Here is a 22931-nt window from a genome sequence, read left to right as displayed (position 1 = left end):
ATTATCGACTACATTTTAAAACGGTAAGTCGTTGTCATTGATCCAGATAACGAATGTGCACGACGTGAGTGCCCATCATATAATTTTGGCGTTGTGTAGTCGTTTTCTTGCTGGTGGTGCCAACCCAAACCACCACTTAATGACACAGATAGATTCTCAGTTGGTTTCCAATAGCTAAACAGACCAAATTGGCCTTGCTTTAATCTTTCACCTTCATATTTAAATTCTGAATAGTTGGTACGGGCACCAACAGACAGTTCTTTGCTGATACGATATTCAGCCGCCATTGCAATCATGGTTTCGCCATCACGTACGTAGTCGATATCTGCATAAGCTGGAGAGTTAAAACGGCCACGCGTGTTACCAATTGGGTTACGCGCAAATTGTCCGACACCGTTCGCTTTTTTCGCTTGGGTGTAAGTTAAGCCTGTGCTTAGCGTCCAAGGCGATTCAGGGATGCGCCATTCTGCCGTTCCTGCATAGTGCCAAGCACGCTTGTCAAAATTACGCTTACCTTTTTGTTTATCGGTCTCAGTACGCTTACCGTCACTACCATATTCATGGTTATAGATCTGCGTACCTAAAGTGACATCTGAAGTTAGTTTATATTTCGCTTCTAAACCTTGCTGACGGAATAAATCATCGGCTTGACCATAGAAATAGTAAACTTTCAATGGGTTAGTATTGTAGTTAATTCCACCCGTGATGACATGATTAACATTGTGTCGAACGCCGTTAGCATCAGTAAAATACATGGCATCAATATTTGGGCTATCACGACGCATAACTTTTTTATCGAGATATAATAAATCCAAACTCCAATCACTGATCGCAGTATTCGTGTAGTAACCGCTATAGCTGTTCAATGATAAACGCTGTGAATTCGTGAAAATACCCGTATTTTTCAGTGTAAACCAACCTGCTTTGGCATTAAATTTCACTGGCTCAAGGTCTAGTTTTACTTTTGCATAACGTTGACCAATTTTGTTGTACCCTTTCGCATGGCCATCATCATTATATAAAATTGCACGGGAGGCGAAGTCTTTACTTGCGCCTAACTTGATACCACCATAGTAGGAAGCGTCAAAACCAATGATGTCAGCGAAATAACCTGATTTGAAATCCGCTTGAAAGTTTTGACCCCAAGCATTCGCTACTTGTTTTCTATAACGGTTTTCGTCTTTATCAAAACGGTTTTCTGTTTTTAAGTATTTCCACATGTTACGGGTTGACAGCTCTAGCTCCGAATCCGCAATGAATGAATTTTCCTTGATAGAATCTTCCCAGTTACTGGCATTTGCCATTGCTACAGCTAAATAGCAAGGAGAAAGCATTAATAACGCAATATTTTTAACTTTCATTGGAATTAACCTAGTTAATGATTATTTGAATTAATTTTATGCTGTGCCATGTTTCCATGAACAACAAAACACCATTTTTATTTTTAGCTTAATAAAATAATTTCACTTAAAGACAAACAGATACATCCATTTCAAACACATAAGTCATTTTTTAAAAAATTTAATACAGTATTCGTCTGCATTTGTGTTTACTTATTTCTATGAATAGAGGTATCCCTTATAGGGATTACATAAATATATTATTTAATCGATAATGACACACTACTCACATTACGCGTTTATTTAACTTAAAATTCAAGCAATGACGCTACACTTACCCATTAAAAAATAATTACCACTCTATTCCTTATCTATTTTTTATGACAAAAGATGCCCCTGAGAAATAATCACCTCAAATCAATTTAAATATTTAACTTAAAATACAACTTCTAAATTGCTGTTTTTTTAATTGATTACTTATCACTCTAAATTGTCATAAATCTTTCATAATACGAATGCTATCGTAATTTTATGTCAATTAAAACGATCGCTGTCACAACACGTTACATCGGTTGCATTAAACTACCCATTAATAGTGATATTGGTCACGTTTTATCTTAAGGGGTTCTTAATGTATAAATCTTTCATTTGGATAGGATTTAATAAATAATTCATTTATATCTGGTTAAAACACAGATTTAAATGGATATTTGTAATCAGCTTGATACATATAAAGACTTATGAATAAAATATAACCTAATAAAATTTCACATATAAATGCATATTGCTGATAGGTGTATAACCAATCTATGAATGTTTTATTTAATTCCTCATAGAAGAAAGCATTATTCCCTAGCGTTCAATTTCAATTAAGTAACATTTGAGTAAATGATAAGCATGACTTAGTGATTCCCTCCCCCCTTTAACTCATCTTATGTTTCATTTATTTAAAATTATCTTAACTTTTGAAGATAATCGATTTCATGATTAAAAGTATCATAATCATATTTAATAATTCCAACTAAATGAAAAAACAGACCATAATCCAAATTTCCAGTTATTTATTTTAAGTAAACTCAAAATACAATTAACAATAAATATAATTATTAATATTTTCATTTTTTTATTTCAATAAAAAATAATCTAATTATTTTTAATAGTGAAATAAGTATTGATTCATTTTATCTAAAGCAATTTCAAATAACATTGAGATTAACTGTGCAATTATTAATGAAGTTACGGGTAACTTTTACTGTGGGCAATAATTTTATTATTTTATTTATGCATAATCATGGGCTTTATGATGTGTATTGATACAAAAAAGGCCAGTAAATAAAATACTGGCCCTTTAGATATCATTGAAATTATTAGCGATGTTCTTGCCAACGTGAATGCAAGTCAACCAGTTGACGATGACTTTCTTTCCAACGCCCAACGGCTTGTAATTCTGTTAAGCTATATTGTCGACCACTATGATATAGCTTAGAAGCTTGGCTATCATGTTGTTTTGGTAAATTATCTAAAACACTGACAGCACCTTCACGATTATTACAGACTAAAATCATGTCACACCCAGCATTCAATGAAGCCTGTGCTCTCTCGGGATAACTTCCCATAACCGCCGCACCTTCCATCGATAAATCATCAGAGAAGATAACCCCCTGAAACCCAAGTTGTTCTCTCAATACTGATTTTAACCAAAATGGCGATCCACTCGCCGGACGGTCATCAGCTTGAGTATAAATAACATGGGCAGGCATAACCGCATCGAGTAGCTCTCGTTGAATAAAATCTTTAAATATCAACATATCTTTACCACGGATCTTCTCTAAAGTGCGGTCATCGCGTGGTGTTTCTTTGTGTGAGTCAGCTTTCACAGCGCCATGACCAGGAAAGTGTTTTCCTGTTGTTTTCATTCCCGCACTGCGCATGCCTTTAATAAAACGCTCCGCCATAACCATGGCAATTTCAGGATCTTCGTGGAATGAGCGTTCGCCTATCGCAATACTTTGATGGCCAAGGTCCAGAACAGGTGCGAAACTAATATCAATATCCATGGCTATCATCTCTGATGCCATTAACCAGCCCGCCTCTTCAGCAAGCTTGGCGCCATCCATTTCACTATTGAGCGCGGCAAATGCCTGAGCAGAAGGCAATGCGGTGAAACCATCACGAAAACGCTGTACTCGACCACCTTCTTGGTCAACGGCTATCAATAACCGGTGTCTTGATGCGTCACGAATTTGGCGAACAAGCTCTCGTAATTGCGCTGCATCATGAAAGTTACGGGTAAATAATATTAAGCCGCCCACGGATGGGTGTGCTAATATTTCGCGCTCTTCATTGTCCAATTCATAACCCTGAACATCTAGCATTATAGGACCCATAACATGCCTCACTTATTAAACAAATTATCTCAATTCGATACTGTTTTCTGATAGCTTTCAGCCATCAACCTAATAAACCAAAATATTGTCTTAATGACTGTGAGTGTAACAAAAAGTCAGATGACTGGCTTTCATTCCACTGCACTTCATACCACATTAATGTCATATATTTTACCCAAGGTGCCCATGATTGACAGCTTTTCGCCAATTGCTGTTTGTCACGATAAGCACCGTGAATATCACAATATTGCGTTAAGAAAAAATCTCGCTGAATGTCAGTCAGACCATTAAATTGAAAATAGGTTTCTAAAGAAAAAGCGATATCTGTATTGGCTGCATATTCCCAATCCAATAGCATTAACTGCCCTGTTGATGTACGAACAATATTTTTTGCATGAATATCCATATGGGCAGGAGCCAGTTTCAGCGTTTTGGGAAATGCATCAGAGGTAAAATGACGATGTAATTTTTTCCAGCGAGGCGAAAACCTTTTTTTATCAATTAAATAGCCATAATGTGATATTTCATCGCGTAGTTGTAAATGATACCCCAGCAGTGGAGCGCGATGTAATTGTGTGACTATATTTGCAAGCTCGCACTGAAAACTAGGTAACAGAAAAGTATTATTATCAGGGTGTTGTCCTTCACACCACCCTAATAATAACCATTGCGCATTTCGGCCAATCACTTTAGGTGTAAATGAATAAGCGCGTAATTGCTGCAATATCCGCGCTTCTTTCTTTCGGTCAACATACAAAGCAGTTTGTGCATTTCCATCAGCGCGCGCGATAAGCTTTATTTCACTACCAGATAAGGAACATTGCAACAAAAAGCTTCCACCTGATAGCCCTGTTAGCGAAGATATTTTCCAATCATGGACAGAGATTGTTGGAAAACACAACGCTAACAGCCGAAAAAGCGACTGCGGGTTACTCAATATTGTGCTTTCCAGTCCAAATAATTTCACCTGTTTGCACTTCCATCAATTGCATTTCAAGGCTTCTTTCTTTGTTGGAGCCTGACATCACGCTGTAGATCACATACTCTGCTTGAACATAGCGGCCTAACCCTATCGCTTTGCTACGGGTTACTAAGCTGTCTTCTTGTGATAAACCGAGTGTTTTACGTGCAGAACTCACCACACTGGCAGGAACAACTTTAAAGCGATTCGTATTTTCAACCGCGGTTGTCATAACTGATGTCACAGCCTGCACAGGCAGTGAGCCATTCGTATTATTTTTCACTGAGTCAACTAACAATACTTTGCCACTTTCTACCCCATCCGCACTCACCATTTGATTAACTAAAGGCGTAATGGAAGCTGACCAATCTATAGTTTGTTGTTTTGGTGGAGTTGGCACAACATCAACGGGTGGCGGAGTCACTTCCGGTTGTTTTTCAGGCTCGACGGGCACTATCGGGGGTTGTGTACCTGGTTGTTGAGGTGGATATGAAGGGCAGCCAGCCAAAATTAATGTCGCGGCAGCAACCATTAAAATGCGTTTCATTATTATTCTCCGGCCTTTGGCGATAAAAATACATGAACACGTACATTTGTTGCACGTGGAGAGGAAGTCACGGCACGAACTTTCGCAACAGAATTCGCCGCAATTTGCTGATGCATAATATTTGAAGTGTCTACTTTTAACCCTTGCTTATCATACCAATATAAACGATAAGCAATATTGACCACTTCAGATTGCGAATTACTCATATTGATCGTGGCGATAGTTTGGTGATTTTCATTACCTATCACTGGGTTTTCGACAATGACCCCTTGTGCAAGTACTGCTGGCTCCATAATGATGCGCTGTTGCTCATTAAAAACCAGTCCTTGTGTCTTTTTAAATACGCAACCACTTAGCAACACGGTTACCAAAGCAAGTAATGCAATACGGTTCATCGTCGACCCCTATACCTTATTATTTCGCCAATAGAGGGCCTAATGGGCGACCACCCACTAGATGCATGTGGATATGAAACACTTCTTGGCCTGAATGTTCATTACAGTTCATGATTAAACGGTAACCATTCTCTGCAATACCTTCTTCTTTGGCAATTTTAGCCGCTACAGTAAACAAACGGCCTAACGCTAGTTCGTCATCCGCAGTAACATCATTTACAGTCGGAATTAATTTATTAGGGATGATAAGAATATGTGATGGTGCTTGTGGTGAAATGTCACGAAATGCCGTGACAAGTTCGTCTTGGTAAACCACATCTGCCGGGATCTCGCGACGGATAATTTTACTGAAAATCGTTTCTTCTGCCATTTCAATTTCCTTAGTCATTTAATCGTTCTTGTGAACTAATTTATACGTTATTTGTACCAACATTTAAATGAAACAAACGATTGAAGTTTTGCGTCGTAATTTCAGCAAGCTGCTCAACACTAACGCCCTTCAGCACGGCCATGTACTCAATAACATCCCGAACGTACGCAGGTTGGTTTTCCCTACCACGATGAGGAACTGGTGCCAAGTATGGCGAGTCGGTTTCGACTAAAATGCGATCTAAAGGAACAACTCGGGCGGCTTCTCTAATTTGTTCCGCATTGCGAAATGTGACGATCCCTGAAAATGAGATATACATGCCCAAATCGAGTAGTTCCACTGCCGTATCTTTATCTTCAGTAAAGCAGTGTAATACCCCGCCACAATCCATCACGTTTTCTTCGCGTAAAATAGATAACGTATCTTCTCGTGCCGCACGAGTATGTACAATAACCGGTTTATTCACTTCACGACCGATACGAATGTGCTGACGAAAAGACTCTTGTTGTAGTGCAGCATTTTCTTGCTGGTAATAGTAATCCAGCCCAGTTTCTCCTAGCGCAACGACTTCGTTTCCTGCCGCTAATTGTGCTAGTCGTGCAAAATCATATCCCTCGTCTAAATTAAGGGGATGAATACCACATGAAAAAGCGATATTGTCACGCAGACCAATCATTTTCTTCATGCTTTCAAAACCGTGCAACGTCGTTGCAACCGCTAACATGAAGCGAACATCACGAGCCGAGGCCTTTGCGATAACATCATCGACATTCGTGTGTAACTTTTCATAATCTAAACAGTCGAGATGACAGTGTGAATCAACAACAAACATATTTAACTCTTTTTAAAATGTAGGGACAGCCAATGAAGCTTCCCATTGTAATAATTGATTTGTCAGAATCAGTTCCTGATTCAATGCAGGAACTGTCAGTAATTGATGACGGCAATATAACCACTTATCATACATATTTATTAACTGAGTACGATTCATAGCACCGGCTAATTGTAGGACTTGAGACTGCTGATCTTGGTTGATGCAAAAAGCCCCCGCACCTTGTTGAATTTTAATGGCATCCGTAAATAAGCTGAGTAGCCAATTTAAGGCATCAGGCACCTCATCGATATTCAAACTAGGCAGCAAACTCAACATATCACCCGTTTGCAATGCATGGCTTAAACTATGACATAGTGCATTACGTTTTTGCCAACGTTGTTCGTCCAATAAAGCTAGCGCAGAAACCGGTGTACCTTGGCATATTTTTAATGCCGTTATCGCATTTTCAGTAGCAATACCTGGTTTTTGCTTTTGCAGCCAATAGAGTGCTATTTGTAAATCGGGTGCAGGTAAGAAATGACTTAGACAACGGCTGCGAATAGTTGCAAGCAAATCCTCTTGTTTATCACTTCCTAATAAAAAATAAGTGTCTTTTGCTGGCTCTTCCAATGTTTTCAATAACGCATTAGCTGCCGCATCTGTCAATGCCTCAACTTGTGGAATATACACCACTTTATTACCACTTTGTTGGGCATGGCGACTCAAGGTTTCAATTAATTTCCTAACCGCATCGACACTAACAGTCGACTTTCCTTTCTCTACCTCAAGAATATGATAATCAGGATGATTGCCTGCAAGCATCAAACGGCAACTGTGGCATTGTCCACAGCTTTTTAGCCCGTCTCTTTCTTGGCAAATAAGCCAACGACTAATTCCATAGCATAGCGCTTGCGCACCATTTCCCGGCATTGAATGAAGCAGTAACGCGTGGTGGCCTCGACCGCTTTGGTACGCAGTAATGATTTGTCGGTAAGGTTCATTTAACCAAGGATACCAATTCATGGGATTAATACCTTATGTGGTTTATCAAGCACGCGCTAGCCATTCGGTCAACGTTTGGCCAATATCATGCTGCACTTGCTCGATGTTTTGGCTTGCATCAATAGTGAGTATCGTTTCATCACCCGCGGCCAACTCAAGATAACGGCGGCGTGTTCTTTCGAAAAATGCTAACGACTCTTTTTCAATTCTATCTAATTCACCTCTAGACCTTGCTCGCTGCAAACCTAATTCAGGTGGTAAATCAAGGTATAACGTTAATGAAGGTTTGAAATCCCCCAACACTAAGTCACGTAATGATTGCATCAAATGACGGTCAATTTCACGTCCACCACCCTGATACGCTTGGGAAGATAAATCATGACGGTCACCGACCACCCATTTGCCCGCCGCTAATGCAGGACGAATCACTGTTTCAACCAGTTGTACACGGGCAGCATAAAGCATGAGCAACTCAGCCTTATCAGTGACCTTATCACCCGCAATACCTTGCTTTACTAGCTCGCGTAATTTTTCTGCCAGTGGGGTGCCCCCAGGCTCACGAGTGAATACAATATCTGTGATCCCGGCTTGGTTCAACGTATCGACAACCGTGTTGATTGCTGTCGTTTTACCAGCGCCTTCAAGACCTTCAATAACAATAAATTGGTTTTTCATTTTTATCAGTTTTGCTGTTCAAATTGGCGGTAAACTTTAACGGCACGATTGTGGTCGTTTAAATTACGACTAAAAGTATGCCCACCTTTACCATCTGCGACAAAGAATATGTAATCCGTTTTAGCTGGATGTGCTGCAGCTTTTAACGATGCAAGGCTTGGCATCGCAATCGGTGTGGGTGGCAAACCATCAATCTTATAAGTATTGTACGGAGTATAATTATCTAAATCACTACGATAAATTTTACCGCGATACTTGTCGCCTAACCCATAGATGACGGTTGGGTCGGTTTGCAAACGCATATTTTTCTTTAGGCGGTTAACAAACACGGAAGCAACTTGGGCCCTTTCACTATCAACACCGGTTTCTTTTTCAATAATCGAAGCCATAATAAGCATTTCATAGGCATTTTTATAGGGTAAATCCCTATCTCGCCCTTTCCACTCTTCATCAAGGCTGTTTTGCATACGTTTATAAGCACGTTTCAGGATTTCAGCATCTGTTGTTCCCGCTGTGTATAAATAGGTATCAGGATACAACCATCCTTCTAAAGTACCTTCCCCGTTAAACCCAATAAGCGCATGCAGTTCTGTCGGGGTTAAGTTGGTGGTTTTATGCTCTAAATAAGGCGCATCTCGTAAAATATTACCCCAATCACTCAAGCGATTACCTTCAATAAAACGGATTGAAAACTGTGCTTCTTTACCACTCACAATTAATTGTAGGAGCTGTTCAACGTTCATTCCCGGTTGCAGGCGGTAAGTTCCCGCTTTTAGCTGAGCCAGTTCAGGACGTAGTTTGAGCAACCATTGGAATTCATTCCCTTTTTCAAGAATTTTATCTTCAATAAGTAACCCTTCAAATGCAACACGCCCAGTTCCTGCAGGAACTGTGAAGATTTTTTCTTGTGTGATACTGATAGGCGTTTTGGCATAGTTCAATACCTGACGGTATTGCCAATAGACAGCGACTGCAACAATAGCAGCCAAGGTAACGGCGATGAGAATGATTTTTTTGGCTAATTTCATTTATTGACCATTTCAATGCGTGTGTTGGTAATAATTAATTCATTTATAAAAACTAAATTTTGCAACGCAAAAATAAATACTCAAACAACTCACGAGACGCAAATTGCAATGGCGGACACTGTTGACTCATTTGAATGCTTTGTACTGGTAAAACTGGCATCAACGTATTACAAATAATCACTTCATCACAATGAGTTAACACGTTAGCAAAGCGTTCGACCTGTTGAAGATGGTACTGGCTATTCTCTAGTAGTGATATGATCTTTTGTCTCATTAATCCATTTACCCCACTATGAGATAAAACTGGGGTGTATACTACTTGCCCAACTCGCCAGAAAACATTCGCACTACAACATTCAACAATAATACCGTCGGTGTCTAGCACAATCGCTTCATCTGCATCAAGTTCATCAACCTCTTGTTTGATAAGAACTTGCTCCAGACGGTTGAGGTGTTTCATTCCTGCTAGTAATGGGTTACGAGCTAACGGAATTTGGCTGAGAACGAGGCGTGCCCCTTTACACTGTAGCTGAACATAATTATTTGGGAAGGGAGAAACACTGACTATCACCGTCGGCGAGGTAAAACCTTTCGCGCTATATCCTCTACCGCCTGCACCACGACTTAGGATAACTTTAATCACAAACTCATCTTGAGTTTGCTCTGCACAAATCTGCTTTAGATGGTCTACTAAGCTTTTCCAATCTGGCTGTGCAATTTTTAATCTTTGGCTATCATGCTGTAACCGGGCAATATGCTCATTTAACATTTTAGCTTGCTGATTAACGCCATGTATGGTCGTAAAACAGCCGTCCCCAAAAGAGACTGCGCGATCAGTAACACTTATTTGCTGGCAAAGTTGCCCATTAACCCAATATGACATTGATAATACTTATAATAAAAGCTGATAAATCAGACAGTAATCAAGTGGGATTATCATAAACTAAAGCGAAGAACTGTGCAAAGAACTGGACAAAATAAAGCCCCAGCCACCTTAAGTGACTAGGGCTAATTAATAACGGTAATAGATTAATTATTCGCCGTGATAACGACGGAAAATTAATGAACCGTTGGTGCCACCAAAACCAAATGAATTACACAGAGCGAACTCCATGTTCTCAACTTTACGTGCTTCACCTGGAACAAAGTCCAGTTTGCACGCTTCATCTGGGTTATCCAGATTAATGGTTGGCGGTACAATTTGATCGCACAATGACAAAATAGTAAAAATTGACTCAATAGCACCCGCAGCACCCAGTAAGTGACCTGTCATTGATTTGGTTGAGCTAACTAATACCTCTGTGCCTTCACCAAATACATTAACAACCGCTTGTGCTTCTGCCAAATCACCGGCAGGAGTTGAAGTACCGTGAGCATTGATATACCCCACGTCACTGGCTTTAATGCCTGCATCTTTCAGTGCATTTTCCATCGCAAGTGCAGCACCCGCACCATTTTCAGGTGGTGATGTCATATGATAAGCATCACTGCTCATCCCAAACCCTGCAATTTCAGCATAAATTTTTGCACCGCGCGCTTTCGCATGTTCATATTCTTCAAGAATAATAATACCTGCGCCATCTCCCAGAACAAAACCATCACGGTCTTTATCCCATGGGCGACTTGCCGCTTGCGGGTCATCGTTGCGAGTCGATAATGCACGCGCTGCACCAAAACCGGCCACACCGAGTGGTGTAGTCGCTTTTTCAGCACCGCCTGCAACCATTACATCGGCGTCACCGTAAGCAATCATACGTGCTGCATGGCCAATATTATGCACACCTGATGTACAGGCTGTTGCAATTGAAATACTTGGGCCACGGAAACCGTACATAATGCTTAAATGACCAGCCACCATATTAATGATGGTCGATGGTACGAAGAATGGGCTTACCTTGCGAGGTCCACCGTGCAGTAATGACTCACAGTTGTCCTGAATTAAGCCTAACCCACCAATACCAGAACCAATCGCTGCACCAATTCGAGTAGCATTGGCTTCTGTTACTTCCAATCCAGCATCCTTAAAGGCTTGAAAGCCCGCAGCGATACCATATTGGATAAATGGGTCCATTTTCTTAGCATCTTTGCGGGAGATGCCAAATTCTTCGTAATTGAAATCTTTTACTAAGCCAGCAAATTTAGTTGCGTGGTTAGTAGTATCAAAATGATCGATTAGGCTGATACCACTCTGTCCGTCACAAACAGCTTTCCATGATGACTCAACTGTGTTGCCGACAGGAGATAACATGCCCAGTCCGGTTACGACTACACGACGCTTAGACACGTATTTCCTCCAAGGAGGGAAAAGTTACAAAAGGAACATAGGCGATCGAGTGATCGCCTAGATAAGTTTTTCGTACAATTATTTAGATGCGTTCTCGACGTAGTCAATCGCAGCCTGTACTGTTGTGATCTTTTCAGCTTCTTCGTCAGGGATTTCGCAATCGAACTCTTCTTCCAGAGCCATAACCAGCTCAACTGTGTCAAGAGAATCAGCGCCCAAGTCATCAACAAATGAAGCTGTATTTACAACTTCTTCCTCTTTAACACCCAGTTGTTCAACGATGATTTTCTTAACGCGTTCTTCGATAGTGCTCATACTATTAAAATTCCTATCAAAACTCGCTTTCGCGATGGTTTTCGTAGTTTATGAAATACAGGAAAAGATACAACCCAATCCCGGCTGTTGGAACTATTATTTTGCATTATTTAGCGTTAGATAACACTAATAATGCAAATAGTTCCATCATTTCTTTAGATCATGTACATGCCACCATTGACATGCAATGTTTCACCTGTGATGTAAGCAGCTTCATCAGAAGCTAAAAACGCTACAGCACTGGCAATTTCTTGTGCATCACCCAGTCTATCCGCAGGAACCTGAGATAAAATGCCTGCACGCTGTTCATCTGTCAATGCTTTAGTCATATCAGTTTCGATAAAACCAGGTGCAACGACGTTGACAGTGATACCACGAGAAGCGACTTCACGAGCCAATGATTTACTAAAACCAATTAACCCTGCTTTCGCTGCTGCATAGTTAGTTTGCCCCGCATTTCCCATCACACCGACAACGGATGCAATTGAAATAATACGTCCACAACGTTTTTTCATCATGGCACGCAAAACGGATTTAGACAAACGGTAAACGGATGAAAGATTGGTGTCAATAATATCTTGCCATTCATCTTCTTTCATACGCATCAATAGGTTATCACGAGTGATACCAGCATTATTAATCAAAATATCAATTTCACCAAATTCTTCACGGATTTTGGTCAAAGTTTCTTCGATTGATGCTGCATCAGTCACGTTTAACGCTAAACCTTTACCTTTACCATCAAGATAAGCGGTAATGGCTTCTGCGCCTTTTTCGCTGGTTGCTGTTCCGATAACGGTAGCACCACGAGCAATTAATGTTAAAGCAATAGCTTTACCAATTCCACGACTCGCGCCTGTTACCAGTGCAATTTTTCCTTCAAAGCCCATGTCGTCCTCAGCTATTTTCTAAAGCAGTGCTTAATGATACAGGATCATTGACTGCGACGGCAGTTAAATTAGAGACAATTCGCTTGGTAAGACCAGTCAATACTTTTCCTGGGCCTACTTCAATAAGATGTTCAACACCTTGATCTGCCATTAATTCTACTGTTTCCGTCCAGCGTACTGGATTATACAGTTGACGGACTAAAGCATCACGAATATTTTGTGCCGATTTCTCAATTTTAACATCAACATTGTTAATAACTGGATAGTCTGGCTCACAAAAATCAATTTTTTCTAACGCTTCGGCTAATTTATCAGCAGCTGGCTTCATTAATGCACAATGAGACGGGACGCTAACAGATAATGGCAACGCACGTTTAGCCCCCGCTTCTTTACATGCGATACCCGCACGTTCAACTGCGGCTTTTTCACCCGCAATCACGACTTGGCCCGGTGAGTTAAAATTAACCGGTGAAACAACTTGGCCTTGAGAAGCTTCTTGGCAAGCTTTTTCAATTGATTCGTTATCCAAACCAATAATGGCATACATCGCACCAGTGCCTTCAGGAACGGCTTCTTGCATGAGTTTTCCGCGCAATTCAACCAGTTTAATCGCTTGTTTAAAGTCGATAACACCCGCGCAAACTAAAGCAGAATATTCACCAAGGCTGTGACCCGCCATGATCGTAGGCATCGCGCCATTTTTGTCTTTCCAAACACGGAAAATAGCCACAGAAGCTGCCAATAAAGCAGGCTGTGTTTGCCATGTTTTGTTTAATTCTTCTTCTGGCCCATTTTGTACTAACGCCCAGAGATCGTAACCCAATGCTTCCGATGCTTCAGCGAATGTTTGCTCAACAAGCTGATTTTCTTCAGCCAATGCCGCTAACATCCCTAAAGACTGAGAACCCTGTCCGGGAAATACCATAGCAAATTGTGTCATGTCTATTTTCTCAGTTAATTAAAAACGAACCAATGCAGAGCCCCAAGTGAAACCGCCACCGAAGGCTTCTAAAAGCACAAGTTGACCACGCTGAATACGACCATCACGCACCGCTTCATCCAACGCTGTAGGAACTGATGCTGCTGAAGTATTACCGTGACGGTCTAATGTGACAACGACTTTATCCATTGTCATATCTAATTTTTTCGCCGTCGCAGAGATAATTCTTAAATTTGCTTGATGTGGGACCAACCAATCAAGTTCTTCTTTGGCTATACCGCTTTGTGCCAGTGTCTCATCAACAATATGTGCTAATTCGCGCACTGCAACTTTAAAGACTTCATTACCTGTCATGGTCAAATAGGCAGGGTCTTCAGAGCAACGGCTACGATTAGGTAATGTGAGTAAATCCCCATAACGGCCATCGGCATGTAAATGCGTCGAAATAATACCCGGCTCTTCAGATTCGCCGATAACAACAGCCCCTGCCGCATCACCAAATAAAATAATCGTGCCACGATCTGCTGGGTCTAATGTTTTAGATAAAGCATCAGCACCAATAACTAATGCTTTTTTGGTCATACCTGTTTTGACGAATTGATCAGCAATACTAATCGCATAGGTAAAACCTGCACATGCTGCTGCGACATCAAATGCCGCACAATCTTGAATACCTAGCATCTGTTGAATTTGGCAAGCAGCGCTAGGAAAAGCGTGAGTTGCTGATGTGGTTGCAACGATAATCAAACCAATGTCAGTTGCATCGACTTGCGCCATGTCTAACGCATTTTTGGCAGCTTGAAAACCCATCACTGAGACACTTTCATCTTCGTTGGCAATTCTTCTTTCATGTATGCCAGTGCGTGTCACAATCCACTCATCAGAAGTATCAACCATTTTTTCCAGATCAGCATTGGTACGTACTTGTGCTGGTAAGTAGCTGCCTGTTCCTAAGATTTTACTGTACATAGCCATAGGTTATTGATCACTCCTGGGTAAAACAATATTTAGTCGCGCTGTTATTCTTTCTGGGACTTGTTTTTCAACAGCTTGTACTGCGCGGTCAATAGCCGCTTTGAAAGCGCCTTCATTCGCTGCACCATGACTCTTGATGACAATACCTTTTAATCCTAACAGAGTCGCACCGTTATACTGGTCGGGGTTCATGTCCCCAAAACGTTTCATTAAACGTTTTTTTAACCATTTTTTCGCCAGTTGCATAAACCAACTGCTTTTTTTATGTTGATCACCGGTCGATTTTATCAATGAAAGGATGACGCGTATTACGCCTTCCATCGTCTTCAATGAGACATTACCTGCGAAGCCGTCACACACTAACACATCGGTTTTACCTGTCAGTAATTCGTTACCTTCTACATAACCAATGTAATTAATTGATGATGTTTCTTTTAATACTGAGGCGGCTTCGCGGATATTATCCAGACCTTTACTCTCTTCTTCGCCAATATTCAGTAACGCGACTCTCGGTTTAGAAATGTTAACCACTTCTTCTGCCATCACGGAACCCATTACGGCAAATTGGACTAGCATATCACTACTACAGTTAACATTAGCGCCTAAATCTAGCACAACTGTTTGGCTTTTTTGCTGATTAGGTAAGATGGTCATTAGCGCTGGGCGCTCAATCCCCTCTATAGACTTTAGCATTAATTTTGCTAGCCCCATCAGCGCACCCGTATTCCCCGCACTCACGCACGCTTGTGCCTGCCCTGTCTTCACTAACTCTAAGGCCACTCGCATCGAGGTTCCTTTGCTTTGTCTTATCGCATTTGATGGTTTTGCATCGTTTGCGATAATACCGTCCGCAGGAATAATTTCGACACGCGAAATTTGCTCAGCACTTTGGTGTGCAAGCAAAGGTTGAATGGCTTCGGGTTGACCGACAAGCAGTAATTTGAGTGCTGGATTAGATGCCAGTGCCTGCAATGCAGCAGGCACCGTGACGCGGGGACCAACATCCCCGCCCATAGCATCTAACGCAATGGTTAGATTAGCCAAGGTAACAACAAATTACTTGTTGATAACCTTACGGCCACGGTAGTAACCATCTGCAGTCACATGGTGACGCAGGTGAGTTTCACCGGAAGTTTTGTCTACAGAAACTAGGGTAGCAGTCAGTGCATCATGTGAACGACGCATACCGCGTTTTGAACGAGTTGGTTTATTCTGTTGTACGGCCATTGACCTTACTCCTTAAGTACTTTTCTTTAAACTGGCTAATACGGCAAATGGGTTTGGTTTTTCTGCCTCGGGAGGCAGTTCACCATACACCATGTCCGCTTCGGACACTTCACAGTGTTCAGAATCATGAACCGGAACAACTGGTAAGGATAGAATTATTTCATCTTCTATCATTCCCAGCAAATCTATTTCACCAAATTCATCAATTTGAATCGGTTCGTAGAGCTCCGGTAATGCTTCGGCCTTTTCGTCATTGACGACAGGACTAAAACAATACGATACGTAGGCATGATGCTTGAAATTTTTTCCGCAACGTTGGCATTGGAGGGTGAGATCCACATCGGATTTCCCTTCGATAACCGTGAGACGTTGTTTATCAATATTAAATGATAATTCGGTTTCTACATCACTGTCTACACTGACTACTGATTCTGCAAGACGTGCAACTTGCTCAGGTGTATAACTCCCGACATAGTCGAGGTTTTTCTGAGCTGCACGCTGCGCATCGATAGTCAGGGGTAATTTTACCTTTTGCATAAGGCGCGCATATTAACTTTGTAATGAGCTATAGTCAAAGAAAAAGGCGGGGTAAACTCGCCTTTTCACCAAAAAACCGTAGGTTTTACGTTTTATAGTTTAAAATGAGTTAACCCTTTTGGCTACGAGTTTCGAGAAAAATCATGAAATCGATTATTTTGGCGTCAACTTCAACCTACCGACAAGCCCTACTAAAAAAACTGGGATTACCTTTTTTAGCAGTGGCCCCCAATATTGATGAGTCCCCCATTTTGAATGAGTCGGCTCAGGCTTTAGTTATGCGTTTATCTCATGCAAAGGCTAACGCACTCTCAGCTCAATACTCTCAGCACTTGATTATTGGCTCTGATCAAGTTTGTGTTATTGATAATAAAATTATGGGGAAACCGCATAATTTTGAAAACGCTTTTCAGCAGCTTAAATCCGCGTCAGGTAATAAGGTCACTTTTTATACTGGACTATGCCTGCTTGATACTGAAACAGATAAATTTAATGTGCAGTGTGAATTGTTTCACGTTCATTTCAGGCAACTATCTGATGCAGAAATAACGAATTACCTACTTAAAGATGAACCTTATCAATGCGCAGGGAGCTTTAAATCAGAAGGACTAGGAATTAGTTTATTTGAGCGTTTAGAAGGGCGTGACCCCAATACGTTAGTTGGGCTTCCGCTTATTTTATTACTCGAAATGTTACGTCCACACCAAGTTAGCCCATTATTTGATAATTAATCCTTTATACTGGCAGGGAAAACCTGCCAGTTAATCAAATGACTTACTTTTCTGCTTTACGGCTACGTAATATTTTTAGGCAGTGATTCAATTGGTTATCTAAAGGGGCTTGCAAACGCATCTCTTCACCCGTTTTAGGGTGCGTAAATTTCAATGCACTCGCATGCAAAAATAAGCGATTTAAACCTGTCCCTGCCAGTTGGCTATCAAATTGCTTGTCACCGTACCGGTCATCAAATGCAATAGGATGCCCTGCATAAAGTGTATGAACACGTATTTGATGTGTCCGCCCCGTGACAGGGCTCGCTTTTACCAAAGTTGCATTATCAAACCGTTCTTCCACTTTAAAACGCGTCTCTGACGGTTTTCCTTCACTGCTCACTTTAACGACTCGCTCGCCACTTTGTAGAATGTTTTTAAGTAAAGGGGCTTGAATAACTTTCATGTGCGACTGCCAGTTGCCTCTTACGAGTGCTAAATAATCCTTTTGCATTTGTTTTAAACGCAATTGTTCGTGTAACGCTCGAAGTGCTGAACGCTTTTTAGCCACCAATAAAATACCTGAGGTGTCTCTATCAAGACGATGAACTAACTCAAGGAAACGCGCTTCTGGACGTAACGCTCTTAAACCTTCAATAACACCAAAGCTTAAACCACTCCCACCATGAACAGCAGTTCCCGATGGTTTATTCAGCACTAAGAGAACGTCATCTTCAAATAAAATGCAATTCGCTAATGCAGCGACTTTATCCAGTTTGGCTGAAACCGGTGCGGTTTCACGCTCAGCAACCCTAACGGGAGGAACGCGCACTTGGTCCCCTTCGACTAATTTATATTCAGGCTTTATCCGCCCCTTGTTAACACGCACTTCCCCTTTGCGGATAATGCGATAAATCATACTCTTTGGCACACCTTTAAGTTTAGTGAGCAAAAAGTTATCGATACGTTGCCCAGCTTCGTCATCGCTGATGTCAATAAATTGAACTTGATTTTGTGTATTCATTCGGGAATGCGTTAACTCTAATTGATTAAAATATGCGCTTATTTGCTTTCCCTATCATACCGACTCCACAAAATTTTTTATGTTTTTTTTTAATTTGGTTATTTTCTGCATGATTTATCCTATTTCTAAATAAAATTTCCATATAACTTCCGTATCGACTTGCTATAATAGCTATGGCAATGGAATAATATGAAGTTGCTGAGATGTTTAAAAAACGAAAGTTAACGTTTTATAGGATTTCTTATTTGATGGCGTAACAATGCAGCAATGGCGTAAGACATTTAGCAACATCAAATAAATTAGCGAGCAACGAATTTTGGCTTATTGGGTTAGGAACTTCCGTTTTCTTTAATAACTTACGGCATCCTGATTAAGAACGCTGAATTTTTAATCTAAAAATCAGGTTCACCGAATACTGCGCGTCTCTATACGAACGACTGCCGCGAGGCAGACGGTTTTGTAAAAATCACGAGGCCATCGGTTTACAGTAGCTCTTTCTTTCGCTGCTCTTTATTTAAAAGAAAATAATGAGTAAGTAATAACATGAAAAGAATGCTAATAAACGCAACTCAACAGGAAGAGTTGCGTGTTGCCCTTGTTGACGGGCAACGTCTCTATGATTTGGATATTGAAAGTCCCGGTCATGAGCAAAAAAAGGCCAACATCTATAAAGGTAAAATCACTCGTATCGAACCTAGTCTTGAAGCTGCTTTTGTTGACTACGGCGCTGAAAGACACGGTTTCCTTCCTATCAAAGAAATCGCTCGTGAATATTTCCCAAGCAACTATCACTCTCAAGGCCGTCCTAACATCAAAGATGTGTTAAAAGAAGGCCAAGAAGTTATCGTTCAAGTGGATAAAGAAGAGCGTGGCAATAAAGGTGCGGCGCTAACCACCTTCATTAGCTTGGCAGGAAGTTACCTCGTTTTAATGCCAAATAACCCACGTGCGGGGGGCATTTCACGTCGTATCGAAGGCGAAGATCGAACTGAACTAAAAGAAGCACTGTCTTCTTTACAAATTCCAGACGGCATGGGCTTAATCGTTCGTACCGCAGGTGTGGGTAAATCTGCAGAATCGCTGCAACAAGATTTACTCTACCGTTTACGTCACTGGGAAGCGATCCAAAAAGCCGCTGAAAATCGCCCTGCACCGTTCTTGATTCACCAAGAAAGTAACGTTATTGTCCGCGCATTCCGCGATTATCTGCGCCCAGATATCGGCGAAATTTTGATTGACAACCCAAAAGTTGTCGAAATGGCACGCAACCATATCGAAGCTATCGGCCGTGGTGATTTTGCAAGCAAAATCAAACACTACAGTGGTGATGTTCCACTCTTTAGCCACTACCAAATTGAATCACAAATCGAATCTGCGTTCCAACGTGAAGTTCGCTTGCCATCAGGCGGTGCATTAGTAATTGATACCACTGAAGCATTGACCGCTATCGATATCAACTCTTCACGTTCAACACGTGGTGGCGATATCGAAGAAACTGCGTTCAACACTAACTTAGAAGCGGCTGATGAAATTGCACGCCAATTGCGTCTACGCGATCTGGGTGGTTTGATTGTTATCGACTTTATCGATATGACACCCGTTAGGCATCAACGTGAAGTTGAAAACCGCCTACGTGAAGCGGTACGTCAAGACCGTGCACGCATTCAAATTGCACGCATCTCACGCTTTGGGTTATTGGAGATGTCTCGTCAACGTTTGAGCCCTTCTTTAGGTGAGTCAAGCCACCATGTGTGTCCTCGCTGTTCAGGAACCGGAACCATTCGTGACAACGAATCACTTTCTCTGTCCGTTCTTCGTCTTATTGAAGAAGAAGCACTGAAAGAAAATACCCATGAAGTGCATGCCATTGTCCCCGTACAAATCGCCTCTTACCTGCTGAACGAAAAACGCAAAGCGGTCAGTGATATCGAACAACGTCAAAGCCATGTCCGTGTTGTTGTTGTTCCTAATGACCAAATGCAAACGCCTCACTTCCATGTGATCCGCATTCGTAAAGGTGAAGAAGTCAATACGTTAAGCTATAACTTAGCGCAATATCACGAAACAGAGACGTTAAATCAGATTGATGAAACGACATCTGAACGTAAAACACCTGAGCAACCTGCAATTTCTGCTTTTGCACTGCAAGAGCCTGTAGACATGTCTACAGTGAAACCAAAAGAAACTGTAACAAAAGCACCTGTTAAATCAGCGGCGGCTGAACCTGCATCCCCTAGTTTGTTCAGCAAAATTGCGGCATTCTTTAAAGGCCTGTTTGGCGAAGAAGAAAAAGTGGTTGAGAAACCAGCGCCGAAAAACCGCAATAATAATGAGCGCCGTCGGAATAATGATCGTCGCAACAATAACCGTCGTAATAATAATCGTCGTGACCGCGATGATACTGACAATCGTGACAATCGTGATAACCGTGATAATCGCGACAACCGTAATGATCGCAATAATCGTAATACATCAGCGGATGAAACGAATAATCGCAATAAAGGTCGCAACAATAAGAATACGAACACGCAAGACGAGCAAACAACTGACAATGCGAATCGTGATAATCAGCAACAACGTCGTGAACAACGCGCTGAACGTCGCCGTCGTCAAGATGAAAAACGTCAACAGCAAGTTGCTAAATCACAACAAGATGTTCAGCAAGACAATGTAGAGAATGCGGCTGAAAAGGAAGAAGAACAACGTCCTGTTACGCCACGTCGCCAACGTCGTCAATTGACACAAAAAATCCGTGTAACAGACAACGAACAAGTTGCTGAAGTGACTGAAGTCGCGGAGGCAATGCCTGTTGCTGCATTACCAGCACTCGTTGCCCCTACTACCCCAGTTGAAAGTGACGCACAAACTGACGACCTGCAAGAGTTAAACACTCAAGCAGAAGGCGAAGAAAAGCAAGACACCATCATTCCACGACGCTCACGTCGTTCACCACGTCACTTACGTGTCAGTGGGCAACGTCGCCGTCGTTATCGTGATGAACGCCATCTAACTAAATCACCAATGCCATTAATCGCTGCCGTTGCCTCACCTGAGCTGGCGTCTGGCAAAGTATTTATTCATTACCCAATTGCCCAGCCTCAACAAGAAAGCATGGCAATCATCACTAATGAAGAAATGCTTGAACAACAAAGTATTAATGATGCTCCTGTAGCAGAAACGACAAATGTTACCCCGTCACAAAGTAGCGTGGCCGTCACTCCTGTCGTGGCTGAGGAAGTTAAGCAAGAGTCGCATGACACTCCAGTGGAAACCGTTAATACTGAAGAAACATCTTTAGTTAACGAAGCAACCACTGTCGATCACATGGTTGAATCAGCACCAATTGCCATCGATGAAACTAACGGTACACAGGAAGTTGAAACCGTCAAAGTAATAAAAGAGACTGTAGAAATAGCGGCTGAGATTATTGAGCCGCAAGTTGAAACAGCTCAAACAGAAACGGTTGAAAGCGTTACTATCGTAGACGAACAAACGGCGCCTGTTATTGTCAATGAAGAGGTTAATGACGTCGTTGAAGAAACGCAGCTTCCTCAAGTTACTATCACGGCTTCAACTGAAGTAGTCAGTGTCGAGGAAGTTATCGAACCTGTTGCCGTAGCTGAACCAGCAACGGTAGCAAGCAGCCCAGCGGTCAGCTTACATAAACGTCATGCTTATTCTCCAATGACAAAAGCACCAGCCCCTGCAGTTGCTGCTGCACCATTTGAGATAACAGAATTCCAGCGTGAAGCCTCTACCTTTGAAGGTAAAGGTGGCGCAGGTGGCCACGTTGCTTCAAACGTCGCAACCTCTGAAATGGCAAAACCTGCTGATTTCTAACAACTCGCTAGCTGTAAACATAAAAGCCTTGATAGGAAACTATCAGGGCTTTTTTATTACAATACATTTCATGAATAATAAATTTTTTAATTAAAAAAAACTCATCATCTCGCCAGTTTTTTACATTGAGCTCTCAACGAATTTGTGTTTGTATTGCTGTGTTTATACACAGTTATTTTATAAAGAAAAGGGAAATATATGTTAAAAGTCATTGCGGAAGATTTTATTCAAAGCGAAGCGATTGAGATTGTTATGCCGCTATACCGTGAATTGGTCGCTGCAACTAAACAAGAACCATTGTGTATCAGTTATGACCTTTACGTTGACCAAAAAGATCCTGGGCACTTTATTTTTATCGAGGAGTGGCCGAATCAAGAAGCGCTCGATATTCACTGTGCCAGCGAACATTTCAAACGCCTCGTTCCTCTAATCAACAGCTATAAGCGTTCGGACCCTATTATCAAACTGATGAATGGTGCTTTTGAATAAGCACATTAACTAAACGTGCCCCCAAGCATATAACTAGAACCCATACACAACACTACAGGCCGAATTCTGATATCGACAAAACCTACATAATCCGCTAAATAGTTCGGCCTGTCGCTAGGCGGCAAGCTAAACAAGACCCTAGGAGCATACACGAGTATGTGACTAGGGCGAGTGTGCGACG

At 41.5% G+C, this 22931-nt stretch carries 23 protein-coding genes; 3 read left to right on the top strand and 20 right to left on the bottom strand.

Going from position 1 to position 22931, the window contains the following annotated elements; translation table 11 throughout:
- Positions 1 to 8: 8 nt before the first annotated feature.
- From PR725_RS05440 to yceD, 19 genes are all read right to left on the bottom strand, one after another.
- Positions 9 to 1361: an OprD family outer membrane porin gene (locus tag PR725_RS05440; protein WP_272567960.1), complete on the bottom strand. Its 1353-nt coding sequence runs from the start codon at positions 1359 to 1361 to the stop codon at positions 9 to 11.
- Between the two features lie 1346 nt (positions 1362 to 2707).
- Complete coding sequence (nagZ, locus tag PR725_RS05435) at positions 2708 to 3727, bottom strand: beta-N-acetylhexosaminidase (RefSeq protein ID WP_004911794.1); 1020 nt, start codon at positions 3725 to 3727, stop codon at positions 2708 to 2710.
- A 64-nt stretch (positions 3728 to 3791) separates the two neighbouring features.
- Positions 3792 to 4694: a phosphotransferase gene (locus tag PR725_RS05430; RefSeq protein WP_226537901.1), complete on the bottom strand. Its 903-nt coding sequence runs from the start codon at positions 4692 to 4694 to the stop codon at positions 3792 to 3794.
- Complete coding sequence (gene lpoB, locus PR725_RS05425) at positions 4657 to 5235, bottom strand: penicillin-binding protein activator LpoB (RefSeq protein WP_004911798.1); 579 nt, start codon at positions 5233 to 5235, stop codon at positions 4657 to 4659. The genes PR725_RS05430 and lpoB overlap by 38 nt, the downstream gene beginning before the upstream one ends.
- Before the next feature lie 2 nt (positions 5236 to 5237).
- A complete protein-coding gene (locus PR725_RS05420; protein ID WP_004911800.1) occupies positions 5238 to 5630 on the bottom strand; it encodes a YcfL family protein in 393 nt (130 codons plus the stop codon).
- A 19-nt stretch (positions 5631 to 5649) separates the two neighbouring features.
- On the bottom strand, positions 5650 to 6000 hold the full coding sequence (gene hinT / locus PR725_RS05415) for a purine nucleoside phosphoramidase (protein WP_004911802.1): 351 nt from the start codon (positions 5998 to 6000) through the stop codon (positions 5650 to 5652).
- Positions 6001 to 6040: 40 nt separating this feature from the next.
- The gene (locus PR725_RS05410) at positions 6041 to 6832 is read right to left on the bottom strand and encodes a metal-dependent hydrolase (RefSeq protein ID WP_109911601.1); all 792 of its coding nucleotides are present in this window, start codon (positions 6830 to 6832) and stop codon (positions 6041 to 6043) included.
- Positions 6833 to 6844: 12 nt separating this feature from the next.
- Positions 6845 to 7837, bottom strand: a complete 993-nt coding sequence (gene holB, locus PR725_RS05405; RefSeq protein WP_272567954.1) for a DNA polymerase III subunit delta' — start codon at positions 7835 to 7837, stop codon at positions 6845 to 6847.
- A gap of 24 nt (positions 7838 to 7861) precedes the next feature.
- Positions 7862 to 8491, bottom strand: a complete 630-nt coding sequence (gene tmk / locus PR725_RS05400) for a dTMP kinase (RefSeq protein ID WP_164528740.1) — start codon at positions 8489 to 8491, stop codon at positions 7862 to 7864.
- Between the two features lie 5 nt (positions 8492 to 8496).
- The gene (gene mltG, locus PR725_RS05395; RefSeq protein WP_210844808.1) at positions 8497 to 9519 is read right to left on the bottom strand and encodes an endolytic transglycosylase MltG; all 1023 of its coding nucleotides are present in this window, start codon (positions 9517 to 9519) and stop codon (positions 8497 to 8499) included.
- Positions 9520 to 9571: 52 nt separating this feature from the next.
- Positions 9572 to 10402 (bottom strand): aminodeoxychorismate lyase, encoded by an 831-nt coding sequence (gene pabC, locus PR725_RS05390; protein ID WP_272567950.1) that lies wholly within the window; start codon positions 10400 to 10402, stop codon positions 9572 to 9574.
- Between the two features lie 150 nt (positions 10403 to 10552).
- Positions 10553 to 11803, bottom strand: coding sequence for a beta-ketoacyl-ACP synthase II (gene fabF / locus PR725_RS05385; protein WP_004911823.1), 1251 nt, complete (start codon positions 11801 to 11803; stop codon positions 10553 to 10555).
- A 78-nt stretch (positions 11804 to 11881) separates the two neighbouring features.
- Positions 11882 to 12118 (bottom strand): acyl carrier protein, encoded by a 237-nt coding sequence (acpP, locus tag PR725_RS05380; protein ID WP_004253236.1) that lies wholly within the window; start codon positions 12116 to 12118, stop codon positions 11882 to 11884.
- Positions 12119 to 12273: 155 nt separating this feature from the next.
- Positions 12274 to 13008: a 3-oxoacyl-ACP reductase FabG gene (gene fabG, locus PR725_RS05375; protein ID WP_109911597.1), complete on the bottom strand. Its 735-nt coding sequence runs from the start codon at positions 13006 to 13008 to the stop codon at positions 12274 to 12276.
- Between the two features lie 7 nt (positions 13009 to 13015).
- Positions 13016 to 13948: an ACP S-malonyltransferase gene (fabD, locus tag PR725_RS05370; RefSeq protein WP_117162363.1), complete on the bottom strand. Its 933-nt coding sequence runs from the start codon at positions 13946 to 13948 to the stop codon at positions 13016 to 13018.
- 18 nt (positions 13949 to 13966) lie between these two features.
- Positions 13967 to 14917 carry a beta-ketoacyl-ACP synthase III gene (locus tag PR725_RS05365; RefSeq protein WP_004911829.1) on the bottom strand — a complete coding sequence of 317 codons (951 nt, stop codon included), beginning with the start codon at positions 14915 to 14917 and terminating at the stop codon, positions 13967 to 13969.
- A gap of 9 nt (positions 14918 to 14926) precedes the next feature.
- Positions 14927 to 15967 (bottom strand): phosphate acyltransferase PlsX, encoded by a 1041-nt coding sequence (gene plsX / locus PR725_RS05360; protein WP_004911832.1) that lies wholly within the window; start codon positions 15965 to 15967, stop codon positions 14927 to 14929.
- A 12-nt stretch (positions 15968 to 15979) separates the two neighbouring features.
- Complete coding sequence (gene rpmF / locus PR725_RS05355; RefSeq protein ID WP_004253223.1) at positions 15980 to 16150, bottom strand: 50S ribosomal protein L32; 171 nt, start codon at positions 16148 to 16150, stop codon at positions 15980 to 15982.
- A gap of 12 nt (positions 16151 to 16162) precedes the next feature.
- Complete coding sequence (gene yceD / locus PR725_RS05350; RefSeq protein ID WP_004911841.1) at positions 16163 to 16687, bottom strand: 23S rRNA accumulation protein YceD; 525 nt, start codon at positions 16685 to 16687, stop codon at positions 16163 to 16165.
- A 143-nt stretch (positions 16688 to 16830) separates the two neighbouring features.
- Here yceD and PR725_RS05345 point away from each other — a divergent pair, with 143 nt between their 5' ends.
- Complete coding sequence (locus tag PR725_RS05345) at positions 16831 to 17418, top strand: Maf family protein (RefSeq protein WP_164528739.1); 588 nt, start codon at positions 16831 to 16833, stop codon at positions 17416 to 17418.
- A 43-nt stretch (positions 17419 to 17461) separates the two neighbouring features.
- Here PR725_RS05345 and rluC read toward each other — a convergent pair whose 3' ends face one another.
- A complete protein-coding gene (gene rluC / locus PR725_RS05340) occupies positions 17462 to 18421 on the bottom strand; it encodes a 23S rRNA pseudouridine(955/2504/2580) synthase RluC (protein ID WP_109911596.1) in 960 nt (319 codons plus the stop codon).
- 543 nt (positions 18422 to 18964) lie between these two features.
- Between rluC and rne the strand changes: the two genes are divergently transcribed.
- Together rne and PR725_RS05330 are read left to right on the top strand one after the other, a co-directional pair.
- Positions 18965 to 22261 carry a ribonuclease E gene (rne, locus tag PR725_RS05335; protein ID WP_198634787.1) on the top strand — a complete coding sequence of 1099 codons (3297 nt, stop codon included), beginning with the start codon at positions 18965 to 18967 and terminating at the stop codon, positions 22259 to 22261.
- A gap of 198 nt (positions 22262 to 22459) precedes the next feature.
- Positions 22460 to 22750: a putative quinol monooxygenase gene (locus PR725_RS05330; RefSeq protein WP_004253191.1), complete on the top strand. Its 291-nt coding sequence runs from the start codon at positions 22460 to 22462 to the stop codon at positions 22748 to 22750.
- The last annotated feature ends 181 nt before the right edge of the window (positions 22751 to 22931 follow it).

This window comes from Providencia sp. PROV255 (genome assembly GCF_028478065.1).
GTDB classification, from domain to species: Bacteria; Pseudomonadota; Gammaproteobacteria; order Enterobacterales; family Enterobacteriaceae; genus Providencia; species Providencia rettgeri.
This window is presented reverse-complemented; position numbering and strand designations above follow the sequence as displayed.